The 22,164-nt window shown below is 52.2% G+C and carries 15 protein-coding genes; 3 read left to right on the forward strand and 12 right to left on the reverse strand.

Annotation, left to right across the window (positions count from 1 at the left end; all coding sequences use genetic code 11):
- Positions 1–59: 59 nt before the first annotated feature.
- The 4 genes from ACFPOF_RS30725 to ACFPOF_RS30740 all read right to left on the reverse strand — a co-directional run bounded on the left by ACFPOF_RS30725 (position 60) and on the right by ACFPOF_RS30740 (position 5,316).
- A complete protein-coding gene (locus tag ACFPOF_RS30725) occupies positions 60–1,700 on the reverse strand; it encodes a right-handed parallel beta-helix repeat-containing protein (RefSeq protein ID WP_378139503.1) in 1,641 nt (546 codons plus the stop codon).
- A gap of 27 nt (positions 1,701–1,727) precedes the next feature.
- Entirely contained in the window at positions 1,728–3,398 is a 1,671-nt protein-coding gene (locus tag ACFPOF_RS30730) for an extracellular solute-binding protein (RefSeq protein ID WP_378139505.1), read from the reverse strand.
- Positions 3,399–3,483: 85 nt separating this feature from the next.
- Entirely contained in the window at positions 3,484–4,368 is an 885-nt protein-coding gene (locus ACFPOF_RS30735) for a carbohydrate ABC transporter permease (protein ID WP_378139507.1), read from the reverse strand.
- Positions 4,369–4,389: 21 nt separating this feature from the next.
- The gene (locus tag ACFPOF_RS30740; protein WP_378139509.1) at positions 4,390–5,316 is read right to left on the reverse strand and encodes an ABC transporter permease; all 927 of its coding nucleotides are present in this window, start codon (positions 5,314–5,316) and stop codon (positions 4,390–4,392) included.
- Positions 5,317–5,502: 186 nt separating this feature from the next.
- Between ACFPOF_RS30740 and ACFPOF_RS30745 the strand changes: the two genes are divergently transcribed.
- Positions 5,503–7,341: a cache domain-containing sensor histidine kinase gene (locus tag ACFPOF_RS30745; RefSeq protein WP_378140453.1), complete on the forward strand. Its 1,839-nt coding sequence runs from the start codon at positions 5,503–5,505 to the stop codon at positions 7,339–7,341.
- 27 nt (positions 7,342–7,368) lie between these two features.
- The gene (locus ACFPOF_RS30750) at positions 7,369–8,904 is read left to right on the forward strand and encodes a response regulator (RefSeq protein WP_378139511.1); all 1,536 of its coding nucleotides are present in this window, start codon (positions 7,369–7,371) and stop codon (positions 8,902–8,904) included.
- A 27-nt stretch (positions 8,905–8,931) separates the two neighbouring features.
- On the opposite strand, the gene ACFPOF_RS30755 is transcribed toward ACFPOF_RS30750, so the two are convergent.
- A complete protein-coding gene (locus ACFPOF_RS30755) occupies positions 8,932–9,786 on the reverse strand; it encodes a helix-turn-helix domain-containing protein (RefSeq protein WP_378139513.1) in 855 nt (284 codons plus the stop codon).
- 310 nt (positions 9,787–10,096) lie between these two features.
- Between ACFPOF_RS30755 and ACFPOF_RS30760 the strand changes: the two genes are divergently transcribed.
- Positions 10,097–11,863 carry a DUF4091 domain-containing protein gene (locus ACFPOF_RS30760; protein WP_378139515.1) on the forward strand — a complete coding sequence of 589 codons (1,767 nt, stop codon included), beginning with the start codon at positions 10,097–10,099 and terminating at the stop codon, positions 11,861–11,863.
- 201 nt (positions 11,864–12,064) lie between these two features.
- Here ACFPOF_RS30760 and ACFPOF_RS30765 read toward each other — a convergent pair whose 3' ends face one another.
- The 7 genes from ACFPOF_RS30765 to ACFPOF_RS30795 all read right to left on the reverse strand — a co-directional run bounded on the left by ACFPOF_RS30765 (position 12,065) and on the right by ACFPOF_RS30795 (position 22,107).
- Positions 12,065–13,087 carry a LacI family DNA-binding transcriptional regulator gene (locus ACFPOF_RS30765; RefSeq protein ID WP_378139517.1) on the reverse strand — a complete coding sequence of 341 codons (1,023 nt, stop codon included), beginning with the start codon at positions 13,085–13,087 and terminating at the stop codon, positions 12,065–12,067.
- Between the two features lie 184 nt (positions 13,088–13,271).
- Complete coding sequence (locus ACFPOF_RS30770; RefSeq protein ID WP_378139519.1) at positions 13,272–14,876, reverse strand: DUF3502 domain-containing protein; 1,605 nt, start codon at positions 14,874–14,876, stop codon at positions 13,272–13,274.
- Between the two features lie 105 nt (positions 14,877–14,981).
- Positions 14,982–15,887, reverse strand: a complete 906-nt coding sequence (locus tag ACFPOF_RS30775) for a carbohydrate ABC transporter permease (protein ID WP_378139521.1) — start codon at positions 15,885–15,887, stop codon at positions 14,982–14,984.
- A 12-nt stretch (positions 15,888–15,899) separates the two neighbouring features.
- A complete protein-coding gene (locus tag ACFPOF_RS30780) occupies positions 15,900–16,769 on the reverse strand; it encodes an ABC transporter permease (RefSeq protein ID WP_378140455.1) in 870 nt (289 codons plus the stop codon).
- Between the two features lie 118 nt (positions 16,770–16,887).
- Positions 16,888–19,671 (reverse strand): beta-galactosidase, encoded by a 2,784-nt coding sequence (locus tag ACFPOF_RS30785; RefSeq protein WP_378139523.1) that lies wholly within the window; start codon positions 19,669–19,671, stop codon positions 16,888–16,890.
- A 368-nt stretch (positions 19,672–20,039) separates the two neighbouring features.
- Positions 20,040–21,545: a flotillin family protein gene (locus tag ACFPOF_RS30790; RefSeq protein WP_378139525.1), complete on the reverse strand. Its 1,506-nt coding sequence runs from the start codon at positions 21,543–21,545 to the stop codon at positions 20,040–20,042.
- Positions 21,546–21,573: 28 nt separating this feature from the next.
- The gene (locus ACFPOF_RS30795) at positions 21,574–22,107 is read right to left on the reverse strand and encodes an NfeD family membrane protein (RefSeq protein ID WP_378139527.1); all 534 of its coding nucleotides are present in this window, start codon (positions 22,105–22,107) and stop codon (positions 21,574–21,576) included.
- Positions 22,108–22,164 lie beyond the last annotated feature (57 nt).

Here is a 22,164-nt window from a genome sequence, read left to right on the forward strand (position 1 = left end):
GCCCCTCAACGTGCAAAGGCGGCGCTGGGCTCACATCCCACACGCCGCCATTTACATCTTCAGTCCACAACAATCCCCGAGCAATGCTCCCAATCGACGTGAACATTTTCGCCCGAATCGATAAATCGATTGCCGGACACGTAACCTCCATCCAACGAGCTTAAGCTAACTCCTCGAATTCCGTTGCCATAAACAACATTACCAGTAAAGGCAAATCCCCGATGAACGCCCGCTTCCGCTTCTTTGCTTTCCGTCATCAGCGCAAGCGCGGAAGCCCCGCGATACGTTCCGCCTCCAAAGCCGCAAGAAAGGAATAAATTGCGCGTCACCGAAACGTCTTGCGTGGCTGCAGACTCCATCCAGCCCTCTGCGCAATTCACATGAATAGCCGACCCTGTACAATGGTCGAAAGTGTTGTCCGCAATGACGGCGTCCCTCGTCTGCACAAGGATCGCCCGAGCCCGATTGTTGCGCACGATGCTGTTGGTGAAGCGCAGCGTCGCCATACGAGAAACGTTCGTGAGCAGATCCCCCATCTCGTACCCCCGCACATCCTCTTCGAACTGAATCTCTACATCGCCGTTCGGCAATCGTTCCGCTTTCCGCACGGTCAACACGCCATAAGGCTTAAGCGTGGCCCTGCGAGTCAGTTCCATACGGTCTCCCGGAGCAGGAATCTCGGAACATTCGGATTGAATATCCGCATCGATGCCGCACACGAGGCTTCTGTCGCCACCGATCTCTCTCACGCTTACATAGAAGCCGTGCACATTTGTCGCGTCGTCGCCCATGCCCTCAAACAAGCAATCGTCGAACGTAATCGTGCCGCTGCATCCGATAAAATGCGTCGCGTCCGTATTGGTGCTGAGCACGTTTCTGCTCCCCGGCCGTCTCATTACGCGCAAACCGCGCATCGTTACGTCGCCGCAGCCATGGCCGATGACCCCCATGCCCGGTGCTGTGTAAATCGTAACATTCTCCATCGCAACGTTATCGCACTGATAGAATAGAAAAGCCGATTTATAGTTCATCACATGCCGAACGACAACATGTTGGCCGGGCGATGGGGCTGCTCGCGAACCACTCATCACCTGATCCCGGATATGCGGCTTATAAGAAATTCTCACCCGCTGTTCCCCGGTCAATTCCGTCCGGTCCGCGAAGTAAAACCAGTCCAGCTTGCATCGAAGCGGGTGGGCGCTTCCGGGCACGAAATCCAGCATCGCGGCGATCGGCAAGCCGGAAGCAACCGGATAAGCCGGGTCGAACGCGATTTCCAGCCCGTTCTCATCGGCGGCAACGATCTCTCCTTGCGAGAACAGCGGCCGAGCCCAATCGATGCGTACGTTCCGAATGACAACTTCCTTGCATGCCCTGAAGGAAAAGGGCTGAATAAGTCCATGAAACCTGAGCACCGAACCTTGGAAGTCGAGCTCAATTCGTTCCATACCCTCGAAGGAAAGAAACGTATTTTTCAAATCAACGCTTTCCCCCAGATCCCACTGACCGCTTCCGCTCATCAACGCCTCGAAATCGCGCCGAGCCTTCTCGTCCGCAATCTCATACACGCCCGGCTTAAACCGGAAGCGCCGCGTCCCGTCTGCAAGTTCTTCCCGTATGAACGCACGGATTCGTCCAGTCATATCTACGTCCGTATCCGGTTCGATTCCGTGAGCTTGCGTCCCTTCCTTCCATTCCAATGCAGATTTCCTCCTTATTGCGATTCCTTAACGGTTGGCCATTTTGGCTGCATACTTCTCCGTCCATGCTTTCTCAACTTCCGGAAGTCCCAATTTGTCGGCTTTCCCGATAAACTCCGCATACAGAGCAAGCGCTGCAGCCTCGTCCTTGGCGAAGATCATTTTGGAATAATAGCCGATGTACAAGTCGAGAATTTTCTTCTCGGTCACGCCGATCGCGCTTGTCGGATCCAATTCAAGGCCGGACAGGGAAGGATCGTAGGAGATGTGATCGCCGAACATTTTGTTGTACTCGATGAACTTCGGATCGGCCGCATCCCACTCCGGCATATTCCACCAAGTCGAATTGGCTGCCAGCCAATATTCCGACAGGCCGTTCTTCTCCGCGACCCCCGACCAGTCCTTCTGCTTATCCGCCCAGTACTCAGGCAAGTAGGTCGGCTTGCCGTCCACCATCTTGTAATGCGCCCCTTGCGCGGCATCAACGTATTTGTCTCCCTCGACGCCCCATTTCGTCAGCTTGTGGCCTTCCTCGGACGCCAGGAACGACAGAAATTGAATCGCTCTTTTCGGGTCTTTGTTTTTCTTCGTGATCGCGATCGCCGTCCAGCCGCTTCCGTCGCGCACATCCTTATACGAGTCGAATGGAGGCATAACCGTATACGACGTATTCGGATTATCCGCTGGGACCTTTGTACCGTCGCCGATCGTCCACACGTAGGAGGCCGTGTCTCCGTTGTTGATTTTTTGCGTAAAAATATCCTTCGTGTCGATGAAAGAATCTTTGGTGAGCAATCCTTTCGTCGATAACCGGTTCAAAAACTTGATGACGTTCTGGTACTCGGGGCTGCGAAGGCCCGATTTAACGGCGTCGCCGTCCTTGATGAGCGACTGTACTCCGAACTGGCGCGCCGTTCCTAAGGAAACGACCGCATCGGAATTCAGATTTTTGGCGTTCGTCACTCCGTTGGCGTTCGTGTAGAAGCCGATTTTGTCCTTGTGCTTTGCTTTGATTTGCTCAAGAGCGGCAATATAGCTGTCCGCGTTGCTAATATCCGGTTTGCCGATTTCTTCCCAATAATCTTGTCGAATCGACCATGTCGACTGGTTGGAGCCGACCAAAGCATTGTACTTTTTAGCTGCTTCCACGTACTGCTCGCCTTCGATAAAGCTGACCAGCGCATACGTTTTGCCGTCCTTCGCTTTATAGTTGGCTAGCGCCTCCTTCGGCAGCACATTTTTCATCTCTGGGGCATATTGATCGATCAGTTCCTCGAGCGAATAAAGCAAACCGCCGTCGATCATGCGCTGCAAAGCGGGGTCCTTCTTGTCAAGCAAGACAAAGTCGGGCAGCTCCCCTGTCGACATCATCACATTGATTTTCTGGTTGTCGTCCGATACGGGCTTCGTAATATTCAGACTCACGCCCGTCTTATCCGTAATATTCTTGGCGGCCGGATCGGACCAGTTCATTCCGAACCACGAGAAGTTGACGAATAGATCGAACTTAATCGGAGAACTGGAAGGTGCCGCAGACTCCTCTTGCCCGCTTGGGCTTGCAGATGCCGATTCTGTGCCGGTCGCCGGGGACGACGGAGCTGCGTTGTCGTTGTTTCCGTTCGAAGAGCAAGCTGCCAGAAGCATAACCCCCATACACAAACACATCAATGCCGACAAACTTCTTTTTTTGCTGCCCATTTGATATGACCTCCTGAGTTTGATATCTATTTTAACTTGCCGGCTATCCGTCTTGAAAGAACCGCAAGCTAAAAATGAATGTGATTTAGGCTTTAATCGAGCCGACGAGCATCCCTTTGACGAAAAAGCGCTGAACCATCGGATACAGCAGCGTGATCGGCAAGATCGAGACGAACAACGTCGCGTAACGGAGCGATTCCATCGTCACTTTCGATTGGTGGTTACCTAGATACTGCTGAATTTGCTGCTGGGCCTCGGTGAGCGACAACAGACGAATGAGAATAACCGGCAGCGTCTGCAGACTCTCCTTGGAAATAAAGAAGGTAGGGACAAAATAATCGTTCCAATAGTTGACGCCGACGAACAACGTAATCGTCGCAACGACCGGCATGGACAGCGGGATGACGATTCTAAAAAAGATGAACCACTCGTTCGCTCCGTCCACGTGCGCCGATTCGAACAGTTCCTTCGGCAGCTCGCGGAAAAAGGCCATAAACAGCAAGCAATGAAAAAAGGTAAACAACGATGGCAAAATATAGACGAGGAAATGATCCAATAAATGAAGCTCGTGCAAAACAAAGTAAAGCGGGATCAAACCTCCGGAAAAATACATGGTGATAATCGCCATGGCGAGGTATAGCTTCCGAAACTTCAGCTGCTCTTTGGTCAGCGCATACGCAGCCAAAGCCGTAACGAGCACCGCGGCAATCGTTCCGATCACCGTTCGGGCTACAGACATGCCCAAACCCGTGATCAAGAAATGTTGCTTGAATACCATCCGGTAATTTTCCAGAGAGAACTCTCTCGGATAGAAATAGATGTGCCCGCGAGCGGCGTCCGCCCCATCGTTCAACGAGTTGATCAGCACGTAATATAGCGGATAAGCCGTGGAGATCAGCAAGAGGGCCGACAGCAGGATGGCAATGAAATTGACCGCTCGGTCTTCCCTTGTCAACTTGATAGCTTTCATGCGTATCCATTCCTTTTCGAATTAGAAAATTTGGCTTCCGTTCAGCTTCTTCGCCCCCCAGTTCGCCGCCAGCAGCAGCAACAAAGACACGAAGGACTGGAATAAATCGACTGCCGTAGCGAATGAGTATCTCATCTGCATCAAGCCGTTATCTAACGTGTAGTAACCAAGCACATATGAGGTATCGCGGTTGAATACATTGCCGAGCAAATACGACTGGTTAAAGTTAGACCCTCCGTACATCAGACTGCCGATGTTGAGGATGAGCAGCACCATAACCGTCCCCTTGATCGCCGGCAAATTAATATGCCAGATCGTGCGCAGTCGCCCCGCTCCGTCCACTTTCGCCGCCTCGTGAATTTCCAAGTTAATGCCGGTAATCGCGGCCAGATAAATAATGGCGCCCCAGCCCGTTTCCTGCCAGACGTCCAGAGACGCGCCCAACATCCAGAAATAATGCGAATTGGCCAGAAATTCAACCGGGTTGTCGGTTACGCCCGTGGCCTTCAACAATCCGTTCACGATACCTTTCGGGTCCAGGAAGATGATCGTAAGCGTAGCGATGATGACATAAGACAAGAAGTGAGGCAGCGTCGTCAGCGTTTGTACCCATTTCTTGAAACGGGCAAACGGCACTTCGTTCAAAATGAGAGCGAACAGCACGGGAGCGAGAAAAGTGATCAATAGTTTGATCGAGCTCATGGCAAGGGTGTTGCGCAAAGCGGAATGGAATCTTTCATCGGTGAACATCTCGCGAAAGTTCGCGAGACCTACCCATTTTCCGCCAAAAAATCCTTCCAGCACGTTGTAGTCCTTGAACGCGATTACAATGCCGAACATCGGCAAGTAACTGAATATCAGTAGCGTAAGCAGCGCAGGAACGATCATGAGCTGCAGATCGATTTGACTATTCCGTTTTCTTATTTTGCTTTTGTGGACCTGCTGCATCGAAAGCCTCCATTCTTATCGTAATTCTCGTTCGGGTAACCACATTGTAAGCGCTCCCCGTTCGCAAATCAGGAGAATATCTTTGGCTTTGGTCGACTATTTTTAGGACCTTCTCTCCGACCATCTGAACCAGTAGACGCCTTTGCGGGCATCCCCTACAATGAAGTGGGGGGAACATCCGTGAAAATGATACCGCTTCCAAATCACTTCCGCACATACAGCTTCAAGACGAAACTTTTTCTTTCATACATGCTGATCGTGCTTATTCCGGTATCCATCAGCGCCGCGTGGATTTATGATCGGGTGCTTGTTCCGACCCGGGGCGAGCGCATCCTTCTTATCGAGCAATCGATGAATCAGTTGCAAACGACGGTAGATAAAGACTTGGACGACATGGAGAAAATCGGTTACTTGATCTCGACGAACATCGTGCTGAAGAAGTCGATGCTCAAGCGTTATTATGACGAGTCGGAAATCATCGAGGTGATGAACACCTCGATTCAGTCTTTGCTGTCCTGGTTCGAAGCGACAAACAAAGACATCGGGCAATTTCACTTTTTTACGCATAACGAGACGCTGCCGGAAAGCAACTTTTTCATGCCGGTGTCGCTGTTCGCCGCCTCCCCTTGGTTCAAACAGATGATCGAGCGGGTCAAGAGCAGCTACCCTTACTGGGAAAGCAATCATGAACCTCGCGACTATCCTTACAGCAGAAAAGTCGGTTCGGCGGTATACTCGATGTTTTATCCCATTAATGACGAATTTCCGGACGACACGTCCTATTTGGAATTTGAAATGGACACCGGCCGTTTTTTTTCCAAGCTGGAGACGCTATCGCTTGCCAAATCCGGCTTCGTCACGGTCGTCGACTGGGATGGAAAACTTGCCTATTCGCCAAGTCGCGTCAGAGATTCCACCCAAGGCATTGCCGATTCGCTCATGCGATCCGGCGGCCGAATGAACGAGCTCGGATCAGGAAAAATGACGTACAACGGTACCACCTATCGCTTCGTCGTCAAACCGATCGAACGACTGCATACTTCCTTCGTCGGCCTTGTTCCCATTCAGGAAATAGAAGGCCCTTGGAGCGACGCGAAATATATTTTTATCGTGCTGATCGTTCTTCTTACCATTCTCCTTGCAGCGCTCTCGTATCTGTTGTCGGGGTTGCTCATGAAACGGTTGGTTGGTATCGTCCGAAGCGTACGCAAAATTCAGAACGGGAACTTCCAGGTGCGCATTCCCGTGCGGGGCGAAGACGAGATCGATTGGCTGGCCATCAACATCAACTCCATGGCTGGTCAAATCGACGATCTGATTAACAGAGTATATAAATCGCAGGTCTCGCAAAAAGAAGCGGAGCTAAGCGCACTGCAAGCGCAAATTAACCCTCATTTCCTGTTCAATACGCTCGAAACGCTAAGGATGATGGCAGAGGCGCGTAATGAGCAGAAGCTGTCGGATGCGCTGACCGCTCTCGGTAGTATGATGAGAATCACGATCGCCGGCGGCAATCATGCCGTCTCGCTGGAGAACGAAATCGAACATATTCGCGATTACGTATACATTCAAAATTTGCTGCACAACAATCGCATCTCGTTCCATTGCGATATCGCTGTGCCGCTGTTGGCATACCGCATACCGAACCTCCTGCTTCAGCCGCTCGTCGAGAACAGCATCATTCACGGCATGAAAGGCCACAGCGGCATATTAACGATCAGCATCATCATCGAAGAAGAACATTTGCCAACCGGAAGCCTGCTTCGGTTCGAAGTCATGGACAACGGTTGCGGCATATCCCCTGAGAAACTGGAACGTATTGTCAAATTACTGGTTCTGAAGAAGGAGCAGCGGACAAACGTCCCTGACGAAGTTCAAGCGAAGCAACGAGGCGGAGTCGGGCTGACCAATGTTCACGATCGCATTCTGTATACGTTCGGTCCCTTGGCCGAAGTGAAAATTCAGAGCCAACCCGGAAAGGGTACGACGATCATCATGAAACTACCGACGTCCGACATGACTTAAAGACTGGAAAGAAGGCTGTTAATCGATATGTACCGGCTACTAATCGTGGAAGATGAAGACATTATTCGGGTCGGGATTAAGAAAATCATTCAGGAAATGGCTTTGCCTATCGGTGATATTGTCGAAGCGACGAGCGGAGCCGAAGCGTTGACCATCGCCCGGAACGGGAACGTGGATATTATCGTTACGGATATCAAAATGGAGGGCGGGGACGGGCTCTCGCTCATTCGCAATCTGGCAGAGGAAGGAATCCGAGCCAAAAGCGTCATCCTAAGCGGATATGGAGAGTTCTCTTTTGCCCAGCAGGCCATCTCGCTAGGTATTGCAGAGTACTTGCTTAAGCCGGTCAAGAAGAAAGACTTATACGCGGCATTAACGAAAATGATCGGACAGCTCGATGCGGAGAAGGTCGCGAAAGCAACCGTCTCGTCAGAGCCTTCGGGGAAAGAACGGCTTCAGCGGTTGTTGACGGATATCGTGCTAGGGAAAGCTGAATTCGAGTCGCTTAACAACCAGGCAGCGAGAGAGGATGCCATGCTGTCCGGGCTTGCCTGGCTGGCTGTCTCTGTCACAAGCAACAGGGTGAACATGCAGACCACGCTTTCGTCTCCGTTTCCGGTTGGCGATGAAGTAGAAGATATTCAACAATACGTCATTACCGAATCGGAGTTCGGTTATACCGTGCATTTATTCGCAGCGAAGGCGCCGGTCTGCGGGCAGCTTCGGCAGTTTGCCGATTATCTGGCCAGGACGTCGGGCGCATTCGGGTACGATGCCCTTTTCGGCATTTGTCACGATATCGGCGGACCGGAGAAACTTCCCGAGTTGATCCGGCAATCCGCCTATGCGCTTGACTTCAGATTACTTCAGCCGAATGTCCGAATATTTCGCTCCAAGGAATCTACTGTTCGTTCGTTTCGCCCTCCGGAAGCGAATGCATTCACGCAAGCGATTCACAACGCGCTTCGAGAGAACCAACCGAAGAGGCTTCAAGAGACGATCGACGCTTGGTTCCGCTTCGTTGAACGACTTCCTGACGCGACCCCGGCTTTTATCACGGATACGTTATATCACTTGATGGTCTTCTCCGAGTTTAAGTCGGACAACGAGCAGGATCGCAGTTGGCGGGCGCACGCCGACCTGATTCGCCTGTATCGCCGCTCGATTACGCTTGGCGAATTCAAACTGCGCGTGCAAGAACGTTTCTTGCAAATTAGTAGAAAACCGCCAGCAGCCAACGTTCCATATGACAGTCATGCGATATCGTTCATTATCGAGTACCTGGAGAGGCACTACGATCAAGACATTACGCTTTCTTCGGCCGCCGAACAAATCTTCATGAACCCGAGCTATTTCAGCACTCTGTTCAAAAGAAAAACCGGCATTACGTTCGTGCACTACTTGCAGCACCTTAGAATCGAGAAGTCGAAGGCGCTCTTGCTTGAATCTAACTGCAAAATCTATGAAATCGCCGTAAAAACCGGATTTGCCGATGAGAAGTATTTCTTTAAGGTGTTCAAAAATTTGACCGGAAGCACGCCAACCGAATATCGGGCCAAGTAAGGGAGCGTCATCCTTCCGCTCCAGATCTTATTCGTACTTCGCCCTATAGACCGAAGGCGTCACGCCGTATGTTTTCTTGAACGTTCTGCTGAAATAAAGCGAATCGTTAAATCCGACGAGCCCGGCAATCTGTTGAATGTTCAGCCGGGTATGCTTCATCAGTTCGCACGCTTTCTGTAGGCGGAATTCGTTCATGTACCGCTGCGGCGTCTTATTCGTCACCGCCTTGAATAGCGTCGTATATCTGTCCGCGCTCAGATGCGCCCGCTCGGCTAATGCAGGCACGTACAACTCGTCCGCGTAATGGTCGTGAATATATTTCAAGGACTCGTAGATTTCGTCCCGGTCGCCGCCTCTCCTTCCTTCGCCGGACGCCTGCTCGATCTCGCGAGCGAACAAAGCAAACAAATAAGAAAGATGAGCAGCCGAAGCCAACTCGTAACCGGTTTTCTTGTCTCGCAATTCGCTCATTATCCGTTCGAACAAGTCGGCAATCTCGGCGTGTATCCCTGAACGGAAGGGTCCTTCCCCGTCCAGTCCAGCCGCCCGCAAGACGTCTTCCGCCCCGCTGCCCGTAAAATGAACCCAGTACGACAAAAACTTCTTTTCCCCGCAATGGCCATAATATTGTTCATCTCCGGGACGGAATACGAACAAACTTCCCGGCGGCAGCTGATATTCCCTCCCGCCAAGCTTGACGGTCATCGGCCCGTAATAATTGTAGCCAAGGTAAAAATCCTTGCGCCCCCGTGGCCGATGGCTCATGCGGAAGTAAGCCTCGAACTCGTAATAACCAACAGAATTAACAAGCAGATACGTGTCCAACTGCTGTAAGCCCTCGTCATCCTCATCCGGAACCCGGTAAAGATTCGTAAAGTTCACCCAGCCCCCTCCTTGTCCACTCACCATAACACAAATACGTGAAAAATCCATATTATCAAGTCGATATTACATTCCTAATACGCTGGACGGATTTTATACTGCAAGGGCGTGTCTGAAAACTCGCTCAGGGGCATCTTTCACCGCCTTTTCGCCCCCTGCTTCGTCACTTTTGCTCGACGTACCCCCGGTACGCCTTCTCAAAAGTTCCTTGCATGGAACGAAAATTCGGCAAATCTGCTCACCTCGGAGTATTCAGACACGCCCTATTAGAAATCGAACTAGTCTATATGGACCGTATGGAGGGAACGACATGAACATTTACGCCGGACTTGAGGCCGACAGCTACAAACACGTGCACGGAGCTTTACAGAAATTTACTGTGCCGTTCGACGAGAACAAAACAATTGCGCTGACTTGCGGCAAAAACGACCGGGCGGCAGTTCAGCTTCTGCTCTATTCCGAGCAAGAAATGCTGGTGAACGTAAACGGGGATTGCAGCTTCTATGAAAAGGGACCGATCGACAACGTGCGGATCGCCGTCGAAGCACCCGGCTTGCAAGGCGGTACCGCCACGGTTAACTTGATCGGCCTCATCGAGGACGACGATCGCCAGCTCAAAGCCGACATCCTGCTACGTCAGGCAGCCATTCACGTCGAGGGACGCAGAGTCCAGCCGGTATGGATCGAAGTGGCGATCGGCAAGGATGCCAAACCGGGCATTTACACGCCTCGCATTTCCGTATACGGACAACGGATGTTCGCGGATGAACAGCTTATCCGCGAGCTGACGTTCGAAATCCGCGTACTCGATACAACCCTCAAGGACGTGAAAGACTATTCGTTTAACCTCGACTTGTGGCAGCACAATTCCAATATCGCACGGAAATACGATGTTGCGTTGTGGACCGACGAGCATTTTGCCATCATGGAAAATTATATCGCTTCGCTTGCCGACCTTGGCCAGAAAGCACTCACCGTCATCGTCACCGAAATTCCGTGGTCGGGCCAAGCGTCCAGTTACGATCGTATCGATCCGGCAAACATGTTCGAATACAACATCGTACGGACGACACGGCTCGCCAACGGCGAATGGTCATTCGACTTCAGCGCTCTGAACCGTTACGTCGAGCTTGGGATGAAACATGGCATTACGCAAGAGATCGAAGTGTTCGGCCTGATCAACATCTGGGTGCTAGAGGATGTCGGCTTCGGCGGCGTGTTGGAGGACCATAACGATGCCGTTCGTGTTCGCTACTGGGATGAGAGCACTCGATCGTATAAGTACATGAGGCGGAAAGCGGACTTCGAGTTATACGTTCAAGCGTTACAACGGAACTTCATCGAGCGCGGCTGGATCGACCTCGTTCGGGTAATCGCTGACGAACCGGCCGACCTCCCCGTCTTCAAAGCCCGTCTCGACGCGCTGAGGCAAATGGCGCCTTCCTTCAAATACAAAGCAGCGATTAATCATTCGAATTTCATCGAGCAGCAGATCGAAGGCATGACGGACTATGTGCCCGTTCTGAACTGCATCGCCCATGAGTTCGAGCATATTAAGAAGCTTAAGACAGAAATTAAAGGCAGCATGAATTATTACGTCTGCTGCGGACCGGATTTTCCGAATACGTTTATCCGGTCTCATTTGCTGGAAAGCCGTCTGATCCCTTGGCTCGCCTACTATATGAATATGGACGGGTTCCTGCGCTGGAATTATACGGTGTGGCCGAACGATCCTCTGCGGAAAATTTCGTACCATGCACCGATTTTTCCTGCAGGCGATACGAACTTCGTCTATCCGGGCAAAGACGGCAAACCGCTCCTGACGCTCCGGTACAAGCTACTGCAGAAAGGCATCCGAGACTATGAAATCATTCGTAGTTCCGTTGAAAACGGCGGCAATCGCGAACAATTGGAGCAGGAGTTCAAAAGAGTGTTCCTCTGGGAACATTTGAGCGAGCTGCACCCCGAATCCCGGAAACGGAAGGAAGAGCTGTTCTCGCTGAACGACGCGGACTACGAGGAGATCATCACAGGCATTCTCGCGAGGATCGCATCAGCGGCGCCTGCTGAGCGCTAAACCTGCCGAACACGACCATCCCCCTCCGACTTCGGCGCTTGTCGCCAGAACGGAGGGGGGTTTCTTTCTTCGAAATAACATCGCCACGCGACGCTAATCCCTCGTATGTACGCGTTTCGCCGAAATAACATCGCCAATGAAAAAGAGGGGCCGTCCCTTAGTCATATTTTATGACTTGTGGGACAACCCCTCTTACCGCATTTATAGTCGTGCCGTGCTTTGCCTGACGACAAGCTGCGGTTCAAGCGCGGTCAGCTTTTTCGTTTTCCCTTTGTTCATCATTTGCCTCAGCACTTTAATGGCCATCCGGCCAAGCTCGTTCGCCTGCTGGGACACGGTCGTCAGCTCGGGAATGACATGATGGGCGAGAGGGATGTCGTCGAAACCGACAATCGAGATGTCGTCCGGCACTTTCAGCCCGTTCTCGACGGCCGTCTTGATCGCCCCGATCGCTGTAAAGTCGTTCACGCAGCAGACGGCGGTCGGCTGCTCCTTCATGTCCAGCAGCTTCTGCATCATCTGCCTGCCAGAATCGACAGAGAAACTGTCCGGTAGTATCCACTCCTCCCTGACCGGAATTCCTTCGTCCCTTAGCGCCTTGCGGAAAGCACGCAGTTTGATAGAGGTCGTCGTCATATGGCTTTCGCCGCCGATAAAACCGATCTGCGTATGGCCGAGTTCAATCAGGTGGCGCATCGCAAGCAGCGTGCCGGTGTATTCGTCCGTTACGACTCGGGTTAATTCGGTATTTTTAAGATTGCCGTTCACGAGAACGAGCGGAATTTTGTTGGCGTGTTCGACGACTTCCTGTACGAGTTCGGGCTCGCAATCTTTCAGATTGATTCGTCCCCCGATAAAGACGATGCCGTCGACGCGTTTTTCCTGCATAATGTTCAAATACTCGGATTCTTTCGCGTAACTGCCCATCGTATTGCATAACAGAAACGTATGTCCCGATTCCTGTGCTTCCTGCTCCGCGCCTGCAAACACTTCAGGGAAAAAAGGATTCGTCAGATCGGGCACGATTACGCCGATAATGCCCGTTTCTTTGGAAAGCAAGCTTCTGGCCATCGCGTTCGGTTGGAACTGGTACTTCTGGATGAGCGCTTCGATCTTGGCTCTTGTGGATGCTTTAACTGGCGCGGTTCCGTTCAGTACCCTGGATACGGTGGCAACGGAAACTTTAGCTTCTTTGGCTATATCGTAGATCGTAATCTGCCTCATAGGATTCTAATCCCTTTCTGCAGTCGTTATCATCGCCACATTATATCAGACTCAAGCATTTTCTGTAACGGGTTACAATTCGGGATTTTGCACAATTGCGATCCCCGCTAAAAAGCGGGACCGTCCTTCCGGACAGCCCCGCTTCCCCGACGTAACTGTTCCGATGACGCTACAGCGTGGCTGTTTATTGCCCGGCCATCTGCTGTTTGAACGCATCCATCTGTTTCTGAATTTCCGCGAGCACTTTATCGTATCCGGCCGTTTTCAACTTGTTGCGGAAGTTCTCGACCGCTTTATCCGGATCGCCCGCTTTCCCCCACAAGATGGCAGGTCCCATCTCGCCGATCACTTGCGAGATCGCCGTCAGTTCGGGGTCGATGCTCGTTTTGTCGAAGACGAATTGCCCATACGGATAGGGCTTCTTGTACGTATCATATTCCGCATAGTACTTGGAAATGCCGTCCCACACCGTATCGGTAGGAATCTCGAATTTGTCGACCCGTCCGCCCCAGAAATCGGAGTAGTACGCGTCTTTCGCTTCGTTGTATGCTGCAGGCAGCACGCGTTTGCCGTCTTTGATCTCGTATTGCACGCCTTCAAGCCCGAAGTTGATCAGTTGATAAATCTCTTTGTCGTTACGCATCAAGTCGTAGGCCATCAACGCGCGTTCCGGATTTTTACTGTGTGCGCCCAGCGATGTTCCACCGTGCGTAATCGACAGCTCGATCAAGTTTTTACGCGTTGCGGAGAATGGGAACATTTCCAGCTCCGAACCTGGTTGATCTTTGTCCATCTGCACGCGCAAGGAGGCGAACGTTTGCGTGTGATGGGCATCCGCGCCGGACAGTCCCGCTCTCAGCAGCGTGCGCGTATCTCCTTTATAGTTCAACACGTCCTCGCGCCAGTAACCTTTGTCCGCCCATTCCTTCATCATTTTCGCCATTTTCAAGAACACATCATCGAAAATCGGGCTCGTAACCGTGTACTTCTCATCATAAGACTTCGCGTAGAATGCAGGGAAAATGCCTGTGCCGATCGGTAGCTCGATCATGTCCGTATACGAATTCGCAAATCCGATATAAGGCGCAATGCCGTTGGACTGCGTATCCCAAGGTACGACTTCCTTCTTGTTGTCTTTAATAAACTGGAAGTACTTGCCGAGCGTTTCGAAATCGGTGATCGGGCCGGTAATGCCCGCTTCTTTGGCCCAATCTCCGCGATAGAAAATGCCATGGTTAACCCACTGCGTATAGTCATTCTCCGGAATGATCACGATTTTGCCTTTGTACTTCGTTTGCGCCCAATCTTCCTGCGGAATGGACTCCCACGTCTGCGGCGCGTATTTCGGAAGCAAGTCGTCAAGCGGCATGAATGCTCCACGCTGGGCGTTGTTCCACGCGTCCAGCCAATCCGTCGCCACCGTAATCAGATCAATCGGTTCACCGGACGCGAGCAGCAAGTTATATTTCGTCGACCAATCCGCCCATTCGACCCATTTCCATTCCAACTCGGCGTTGATTTTCTCTTTCATCAGCTTGTTGACTTTCTCGAACACTTTCTCGAATTGGCCATTCTTCGGTTTGTCGCCGAGCACGACATAGCTGATCTTAACGAACTTCGACGTGTCGATTTTGCCGTCGGAAGCGGACGCGCTTGGCGAGTTCGAAGCACTTTCCTTGCTCTGCGAATCGCTGGCACTCGACCCCGAATTTTTGCTGTTGCATGCAGCCAGAACAACAATCAGAATGACGGACATGATGAGTGAAACGAGCTTTTTTCCCCTTGTCATTGCATTTCCTCCCCTTGATTATAGATACCTGTGAAACCAAGGTGTAACCGGTTTCACTATATGTGAAGGAGTCTCTTGCGAGCGCTCCCGGCACAACTTGTTACGTTATCCTTTAACCGCGCCGATCGTAATCCCTTTGACGAAATAGCGTTGGACGAAAGGGAAGAACAGCACGACCGGCCCCGTCGCGACGATGGCCGCAGCCATCTTCATCGACTCCAGCGGCACATCCCTCAGCGGAACATTGGAGGAAGCGGACGAGTTTTTGATCCATTCCGCGCTCGTAACGACGTTGTACAGAAAAAGCTGCAGCGGGCGATATTTTACATCCGACGATAGGAACAACATCGAGTTATACCATTCGTTCCAATATGCAAGCGCGATAAACAGGCCGATCGTCGCCAACGCCGGCGTCGTCATCGGCAGAATAAGCCGGATGAAAATCGTAAAGTCTCCCGCCCCGTCGATTTTGGCCGATTCCGTAATCGCATGCGGAATCGACGACACGAATGCTTTCATCATAATGATAAGAAAAGGGGTTAGCAGTCCGGGAAGCAGCACGGCCAGGTAGCTGTTTTTCAATTCCAAATATTGCGTGATGAGCAAATAGAAAGGAACAAGTCCGCCGGAAAACAGCGTCGTGAAGTAGATCAGGAAGGAAATGTAGTTGCGATACCGAAAATCCGGCCGTTGCAAGGCGTAGCCTGTCATCGCCACTAGAAACAACCCGGCCACCGTTCCAATGATCGTAAGCGCAATCGTTACCGCGTAAGAGCCGACAACGTAATCCGGATTCTCGAACACGATTTTATAAGCAAAGGTCGTGAAGTCCTTCGGCCAGAAATTGAACCCGTGCTTCTGGATCGAACGCTCCGTCGTGAATGACGTGCCGAGCACAAGGATGAACGGCAGCAAGCAGCATAAAGCAAATAGTCCGATCGAGCAGTATCCGACCAGCCTGACGACTTTCTCCGCGGCATTGTTCCGAATGCTTCGCGAAACATTTTCCATTCGTGCCGCCTCCTAGAACAATGAGTTGTCTGGGGATACTTTCTTGACGAACCAGTTGCACGAAACGACGATAACGAGACCGAACAACGATTGATACAAGCTGACGGCGCTGCCCATCGAGAAATTGAAGTTATTCATCAAGGAGCGGAAAACGTACGTTTCGATAATGTCCGTCGTCGGATACAGCGCCACATTGTTCGCGCCGACCAAGTTGTAGAACAGACCGAAGTTGCCTTTCAGAATGCCGCCGAGCGAGAACAGCAGCAAAATAATAAACGTCGGCTTCAGCCACGGAATAATAATATGGATGATCCTCCGGTAGGCGTTGGCGCCGTCGATTTCGGCTGCTTCGATAATCTCGCCGTCAAGTCCCATGATCGCCGCGAAATAAACGATAGAGCCGTAACCCGTCGACTGCCACAAATAGACGAGAACGATAATGAAAGGCCAAATGTGCGGGTTGGAGTAAGTCTTCACCGGGTCGATGCCAAGCGATGCGAGGATGCTGTTCAAGATGCCGTAGTCGTAGCTGAGGAAGTTGTAGGTGATTAGTCCGATCAAAACCGCGGAGATAAAGTAAGGGAGAAACATGAATGTTTGGGCGATTTTTTTGAACCATTTGGTTCGCAGCTCGTTTAGAAGAACCGCCACCACGATCTGGAGCACGTTGCCGAGCAGGATGAAGGCGATGTTGTAGAGCACCGTGTTCACCGTCAGCCGCCATAAATCTCCATTAATGACGAGAAACCGAAAGTTATCGAATCCGACAAACGCGCTTTTGAAAATACCGTCCGTATAGTTGTACTGGATGAACGCAAGGTACAAGCCCGGCATCGGCAAATAGGCGAATACGAGGAAAAACAGAACGGCGGGCGCGCACATGAGCAACAATGTTCGATTGTTCCACAGCCGCTTCCCGCGGGATGTCTTCGCAACGGGCTTTCGCTGTTTCTTTAACGCTATCGTCTCAGATACTTGCAACTGAAAGTCTCCTTTCCTTTTAAACTTGGATGAAAGAGAACCGTTCAATCGTGCACGGGCCTGCCGGGTCCACCGCTTCCACGTAAATGGCAAGCTCGCCTTGCTTACCCGCAAACCATGGCCCTGGAAGCCAGAACGAATCCGGACTGCCGCCGCTCATCGTCGGTCGTGCGCTCCCGCCCTGCAGCCACAGCCGCGATATGACTTGGCCTTCGAACAACACGGTAAGCTTCAAGCCCGTTCCTGCTACGCGTACACGCCAGCCTTCTTCGCTCGAAGATAGAGGAATGCTGCCGAACAGCCATGACGTCTGTCCGGGCTCCATCGTTAGCGGCAGCTTGCTCTCGAGCGCTTCGACTGCCATGCTCTCCGCCTGTTGAGCCAGTTCCCGCTCGCCGCATGCCGTCAGACGCCAGTCTCGCGCTGCGTTGCCTTCGTACAAGAGGACGTTGCCCGCATGCGCTTCGAAAGTGCGTTCCAGAAATACCGTCAGTTGAGCAAGTTCGCCCGGCACGATGCAGGAAGAAATGTCGACGAATGGATCGAACGATGTGACCTGATCTAAAGCAACGCCATTGACGTATACCTCCGCTAATCCTTGCAGGCCGTCGAAATGTAAGGTCCACGAATCCGCTTCCCGGGAAGGGATGAACGACTTGCGGAAGCATTCCGCCATTGGACGGTCCATCTGCAGCCAACCGCCGAATCCGGTGATCGGCCATTGCCTGTCTTCGTATGCGGGGTCCGCGAGCTTCACTCTGTCCCCTCTGACGAGTTCGAGCTGCCTTCGCCAGTTACCGCTCAAGTCTTTCACTTCGCTGACGGAGACAAGCCCTCGAATGCCTTTTAATGCGTTCAGTCGGAGGGCGGGTCGGCGGAGATCGTCGAAATTGGAATGACCCCAAATTTCGGTTCTCGCCGCGAACTGTCCTGCTTGATCGCCGGGAAAAGGCAAGTAAATGCTGGAACCGCCGGGAACGACCGTTCCCGCATAAACGCCGTCCGCGTACACGGAGACGACGTCGCTTGCCTGACGAACGAGAATACCTTGGCGACGTACGTTCGGAGGCATCGTATCCGTCGCCTGATACAAGGCAAATCCTCTATAGATGCCGAAGTGTTCCAAATAGTCAGCTTGCCCGATCGTTTTCGTCCCGGTCAAGTTAGCGTGGGCAGCCGGATCGACGGAGACGCGGGACCACTTAATGTCTATTGGCGCGGGCTCATCATCATAGGTCGGCAACGAAACACTGACGATCCGTCCGTCCGATCCGATGCCCTCCATTTCAAGTGCCGTCTGTCTGTTCATGACGACGATGACGAGTCGGCGTCCGTCTAGTGCGTTGCCCGCAAAGTTCGTAGGGCCGCCTGCGCCTGACTCGAACCGAACCCGAATCCGCCCTCTGCTCTCTAAATCTGCTCCGTCCTCTTCCCATACCAACGCCTCGTCGAAGCGGAATAACATCTCTCCATCCGTATCCGCATGAAAGGCTGCAATCGTTTCTTTCCCGTTCGTCTGAAGGTGAAACAACTCAGCTGTCGAGTGAATCAGGCATCCTGCAAAATGCCAATCGGATAGCGGCAGGTTGAGCGGAATAGCGACTGTGCTCTTCGCGGGCAGCGAAAGTGGAATCGCCTCTTCGGCTAACCCACCGCTCAGCGAGACCGGTGCGCTTGCATCCGATGTGTTGTGTAGGAAGACGAGATGCCCGCCTTGCTTCAGCGACAGAGCCGTCGGTCCGATCACTCCGTTCGCGTCGCCCTTGTTCAATACGTACGGGCTGCCTTCTTCCGGCGCCATCGGTAACGCTTCCGCCAGCGAATCTCCATAGGTTTGAATGAGACGGTTGAGAAGTCTGCCTTCATGGACTTCCGGTCTGAGACGTCCCTCCGGTGAAATCATCCCTCCGAAATCATAGTCGGACGTCATGAAAGCAAGCGGGTCGCCCCAATTGTTCGTTCCGTTCGTGAAGCCGAAGTCCGTCCCTGACACTTGCAAATAAGGACCTAGCAGCTTCGCGCCTGCAGATAACAATCTTCGCAGAAGAAAATGGGAGCGGTTCGTCTCGGTGACCATAAGCGGTTCGTCTCGCTCTTCTAGCAGTTGCCGGTATTGAAGTACCTTCTCTTCGAATTCGGGGTCCAGATCGTTCGGGTAGAAGTTGCAAGTGGGGATGACTTCCTTCGCGAGTCCCGATGCCGCGAACAACCCTCCCTGCCCCGCGCAAGCGATCAGCGGCACTTCGATGCGATGCTGCAATGCCATGTCGCGCAGAGCAGCGATATATCCGTGCGGGTCTTTGCATCCATAGAAGTCCAACTCGTTCTCAAGCTGTACACAAATGACCGAACCCCCTTCGCCGATCTGTTGCCGGCGAATAATCGGCATCATTTGTTCAAACCACAAGGCCACATACCGCAAATACGCAGCATCGTTGTCCCGGATCGTGAGCCCGCTCTTCGCAAGCAAGTAAGCCGGAAGCGCCCCTCCATCCCATTCGGAGCAAATGTAAGGTCCTGGTCTGGCAACCGTCCACAGGCCGGCTTCCTGAACAAGCCGCAGGAACGTCTCTGCGTCCCGTTCCCCTTCGAAGTTCCATTTCCCCTCGGACGTCTCGTGGTAGTTCCAAGGAAAGTACACATCCACGCAGTTGTAGCCGGCGAGCTTGAGCCGATCGAGCCGGTCTTTCCACAGTTCTCTAGGAATCCGAAAATAAAATACCGAAGCGGACACCAAAATGACGGGTTTCCCATTCACGCGCACCGCTTGCCCGGTTAGTTGGATCGGCATGACGTTCTGCAAGAAAACAATCCCCCATTCGCTCGAAAAAAGAAGATATGACAGCATTCGACAAAATAATGTAACCCGTTTCATGAATTCGGTTTCATAATATCTAAAATAATAAAGCGCAGCATTTTCGCCCTTCGATGCCCCCTAATGAAATGGGTTACATTTTCTTCGAATAAATAAAGCGCTTTCGGGAAGATCATAATACTGAACTCTATTTTTGTCAATCGTCTAAGTTGGGCATGTGCTGAAAGCGCCGCCGCAGGCAGTTGGTTAGACTAACCCAACCTACAACGCACCGTATTGTTTGGACGTAAGCCAAAAGCCGACGCCATCTTCTCGAATCTCGAGAATAGCGTCGGCTTTGTCGCTGTTATGTCTAATTACTCCGTCGTCTCAGCGGTCTCCACCTTCGCCTTCACTTCCGCCACAGGCGAGGCTGCTGCGGAACTTCTCTGCGCGAAGCCGTTAATGAGCTTCTCCACGTCTATGCCGGATACGCTCTTGAGCATGTCCGGGGCGGTCGCCATCAGCTCGGTCAAATACTTGCTGACTTTAGTCGCACCGCCGCCGTTTCCGCCTGCGTCCACAACCGTGATCTTCTCGATATGCCCCATCGGCTCGGCGATTTTCCCTGCCAAGTCGGGCAGCATTTTGACGATCATCTCGAGAATTGCGGCTTGACCGAACTTCTCAAACGCCTCGGCCAGCTTCTCTTTCGCTTCCGCCTCTGCGAAGCCTTGAAGACGAATAATATCCGCCTCTGCGGTCCCTTTCGCCCGACTGATGTCCGCTTCCGCCGTTCCTTTGGAACGTTCGGCCGCCGCCTGGGTTTCGATGACGTATTTGTTCGCGTCGGCTTCGAGAATCCGCCGTTCCTTATCCGCTTCGGCGGCCTGAATGACGGCTATTCTTTCCGCTTCCGCCTTCTTTACGATCTCGGCGGCGTACTCGCGCTCCCTGATTTGGATTTCTTTCATCTTGATGTCGGATTCCCGTTCGCGCTTAACGATCTCGACTTGCATCTGCTCTTCCATGACGACGCGCTTCGACCTGGCCTCTTGAATGCTGTAAGCTTGGTCGGCTTCTGCTTTCGCGACGTCTTGTTCCTTCTTGAACTGGGCGACGCTCATCGCTTTGTTTTTCTCCGACTCGGCGACGAGCGTATCGCGCTCGAGTTCGGCTTTCTGTGCTTCTTGGTCCGCGGATGCACGCTTCACCCGGGCATCCCGGTCCGCATGTGCTTTGGCAATCTCGGCATCGCGCTTGACGGCCGCGATCTGCGGCTGGCCGAGCGCTTCGAGATAACCGTTCTTGTCGCGAACGTCCCTGATGTTAAACGAAACGATTCGCAGTCCCATTTTATCCAAATCCGTCTGGGACACCTCAAGCACCTTCGTGGAGAACACATCGCGCTTCTGGTAAATTTCCTCGACGGTCATCGCGCCAAGAATGGCCCGCAGATGGCCTTCCAGAACTTCGCGAGCTTCATTCTGCAGGTCCTCGGTCGATTTCCCCATGAACTGCTCCGCTGCCGTCGATATGCCCTCGATCGTCCCGTCGATCTTCACGATGGCGATACCGTCGGCCATAACAGGCACGCCTTGTTTCGTATAGACTTCCGGCGTTTTGATTTCAAGTTTGTGGGAATTGAGGGAAATAAATTCGTATTGCTGAAAAATCGGAAGAATAAACGTGCCGCCCCCGCGGATAATTTTTAACCGCCGTCCGTTATCGTCGCCCGCAATGTGCTTACCTCCGAGAAACGAACCGGTGACGATCATCGCTTTCTCCGCGCCGACTGTTTTGTACCTTGCCCAGAACGCCAAAGCGAGTACGATCAATACAGCAACCAGAATGACAGGTCCTGTGAGAACTTGAATATCCAATCAAACACTTCCTTTCTCCAAGCTAACATTAAATTTGGAATGCCAATACTTTCAGATGTTTGCCAGCTACTCTTACGACAATCGCATCCGAACCAAGAGGAATATCAACATTGTCGAAGCTCACCGCGGTAAAATTCAAAATGCCCGTCGGTGACTTGTAGATCACTTCCCCGAGCCCGTCTGCGGGGATGGGAACCGTTACTTTGACGATTTTGCCTTCCATCTCCGCAATGGAGAAGCCAAGAGAGCTCTCCGCTTTCCTCATCGGTTTCACGTAAGCAAAATACGAACCTGCCGATACGACTACCGCGAATAGGACGGACGACACCAGTAACGCCATCCCTTCGACATCGAACACGCGATTCAAGAAAATACCGCATGCGCCGAATGCCGTCGCTCCGCCTACGACCGTAACCGGCGACACGAAATCGAAATGATCGAAATGCAACACGCCGCCCAGCCAATCTCCGATGATGTCCCCGAACAGCAAAGAAACGAGGGCAAAAATTACGCCAAAAATGGCGAACGACCAGTAAAGTTCGATATGCGCATCCCTCCTCATACCCTAATATTAACCTTGTAGTATATACTTTTCCATATTTAGTTTGGTTTCATTTAA

The organism is Cohnella soli, from assembly GCF_042655525.1.
Lineage (GTDB): Bacteria > Bacillota > Bacilli > Paenibacillales > Paenibacillaceae > Cohnella > Cohnella soli.

What these genes read in the sequence shown, in the direction of transcription:
- ACFPOF_RS30740 (WP_378139509.1), bottom strand. Translation starts at nt 5,316, where the DNA reads ATGCAGCAGGTCCACAAAAGCAAAATAAGAAAACGGAATAGTCAAATC.
- ACFPOF_RS30745 (WP_378140453.1), top strand. Translation starts at nt 5,503, where the DNA reads ATGATACCGCTTCCAAATCACTTCCGCACATACAGCTTCAAGACGAAA.
- ACFPOF_RS30760 (WP_378139515.1), top strand. Translation starts at nt 10,097, where the DNA reads ATGAACATTTACGCCGGACTTGAGGCCGACAGCTACAAACACGTGCAC.
- ACFPOF_RS30765 (WP_378139517.1), bottom strand. Translation starts at nt 13,087, where the DNA reads ATGAGGCAGATTACGATCTACGATATAGCCAAAGAAGCTAAAGTTTCC.
- ACFPOF_RS30775 (WP_378139521.1), bottom strand. Translation starts at nt 15,887, where the DNA reads ATGGAAAATGTTTCGCGAAGCATTCGGAACAATGCCGCGGAGAAAGTC.
- ACFPOF_RS30750 (WP_378139511.1), top strand. Translation starts at nt 7,369, where the DNA reads ATGTACCGGCTACTAATCGTGGAAGATGAAGACATTATTCGGGTCGGG.
- ACFPOF_RS30770 (WP_378139519.1), bottom strand. Translation starts at nt 14,876, where the DNA reads ATGACAAGGGGAAAAAAGCTCGTTTCACTCATCATGTCCGTCATTCTG.
- ACFPOF_RS30795 (WP_378139527.1), bottom strand. Translation starts at nt 22,107, where the DNA reads ATGAGGAGGGATGCGCATATCGAACTTTACTGGTCGTTCGCCATTTTT.
- ACFPOF_RS30735 (WP_378139507.1), bottom strand. Translation starts at nt 4,368, where the DNA reads ATGAAAGCTATCAAGTTGACAAGGGAAGACCGAGCGGTCAATTTCATT.
- ACFPOF_RS30780 (WP_378140455.1), bottom strand. Translation starts at nt 16,769, where the DNA reads ATGTGCGCGCCCGCCGTTCTGTTTTTCCTCGTATTCGCCTATTTGCCG.
- ACFPOF_RS30730 (WP_378139505.1), bottom strand. Translation starts at nt 3,398, where the DNA reads ATGGGCAGCAAAAAAAGAAGTTTGTCGGCATTGATGTGTTTGTGTATG.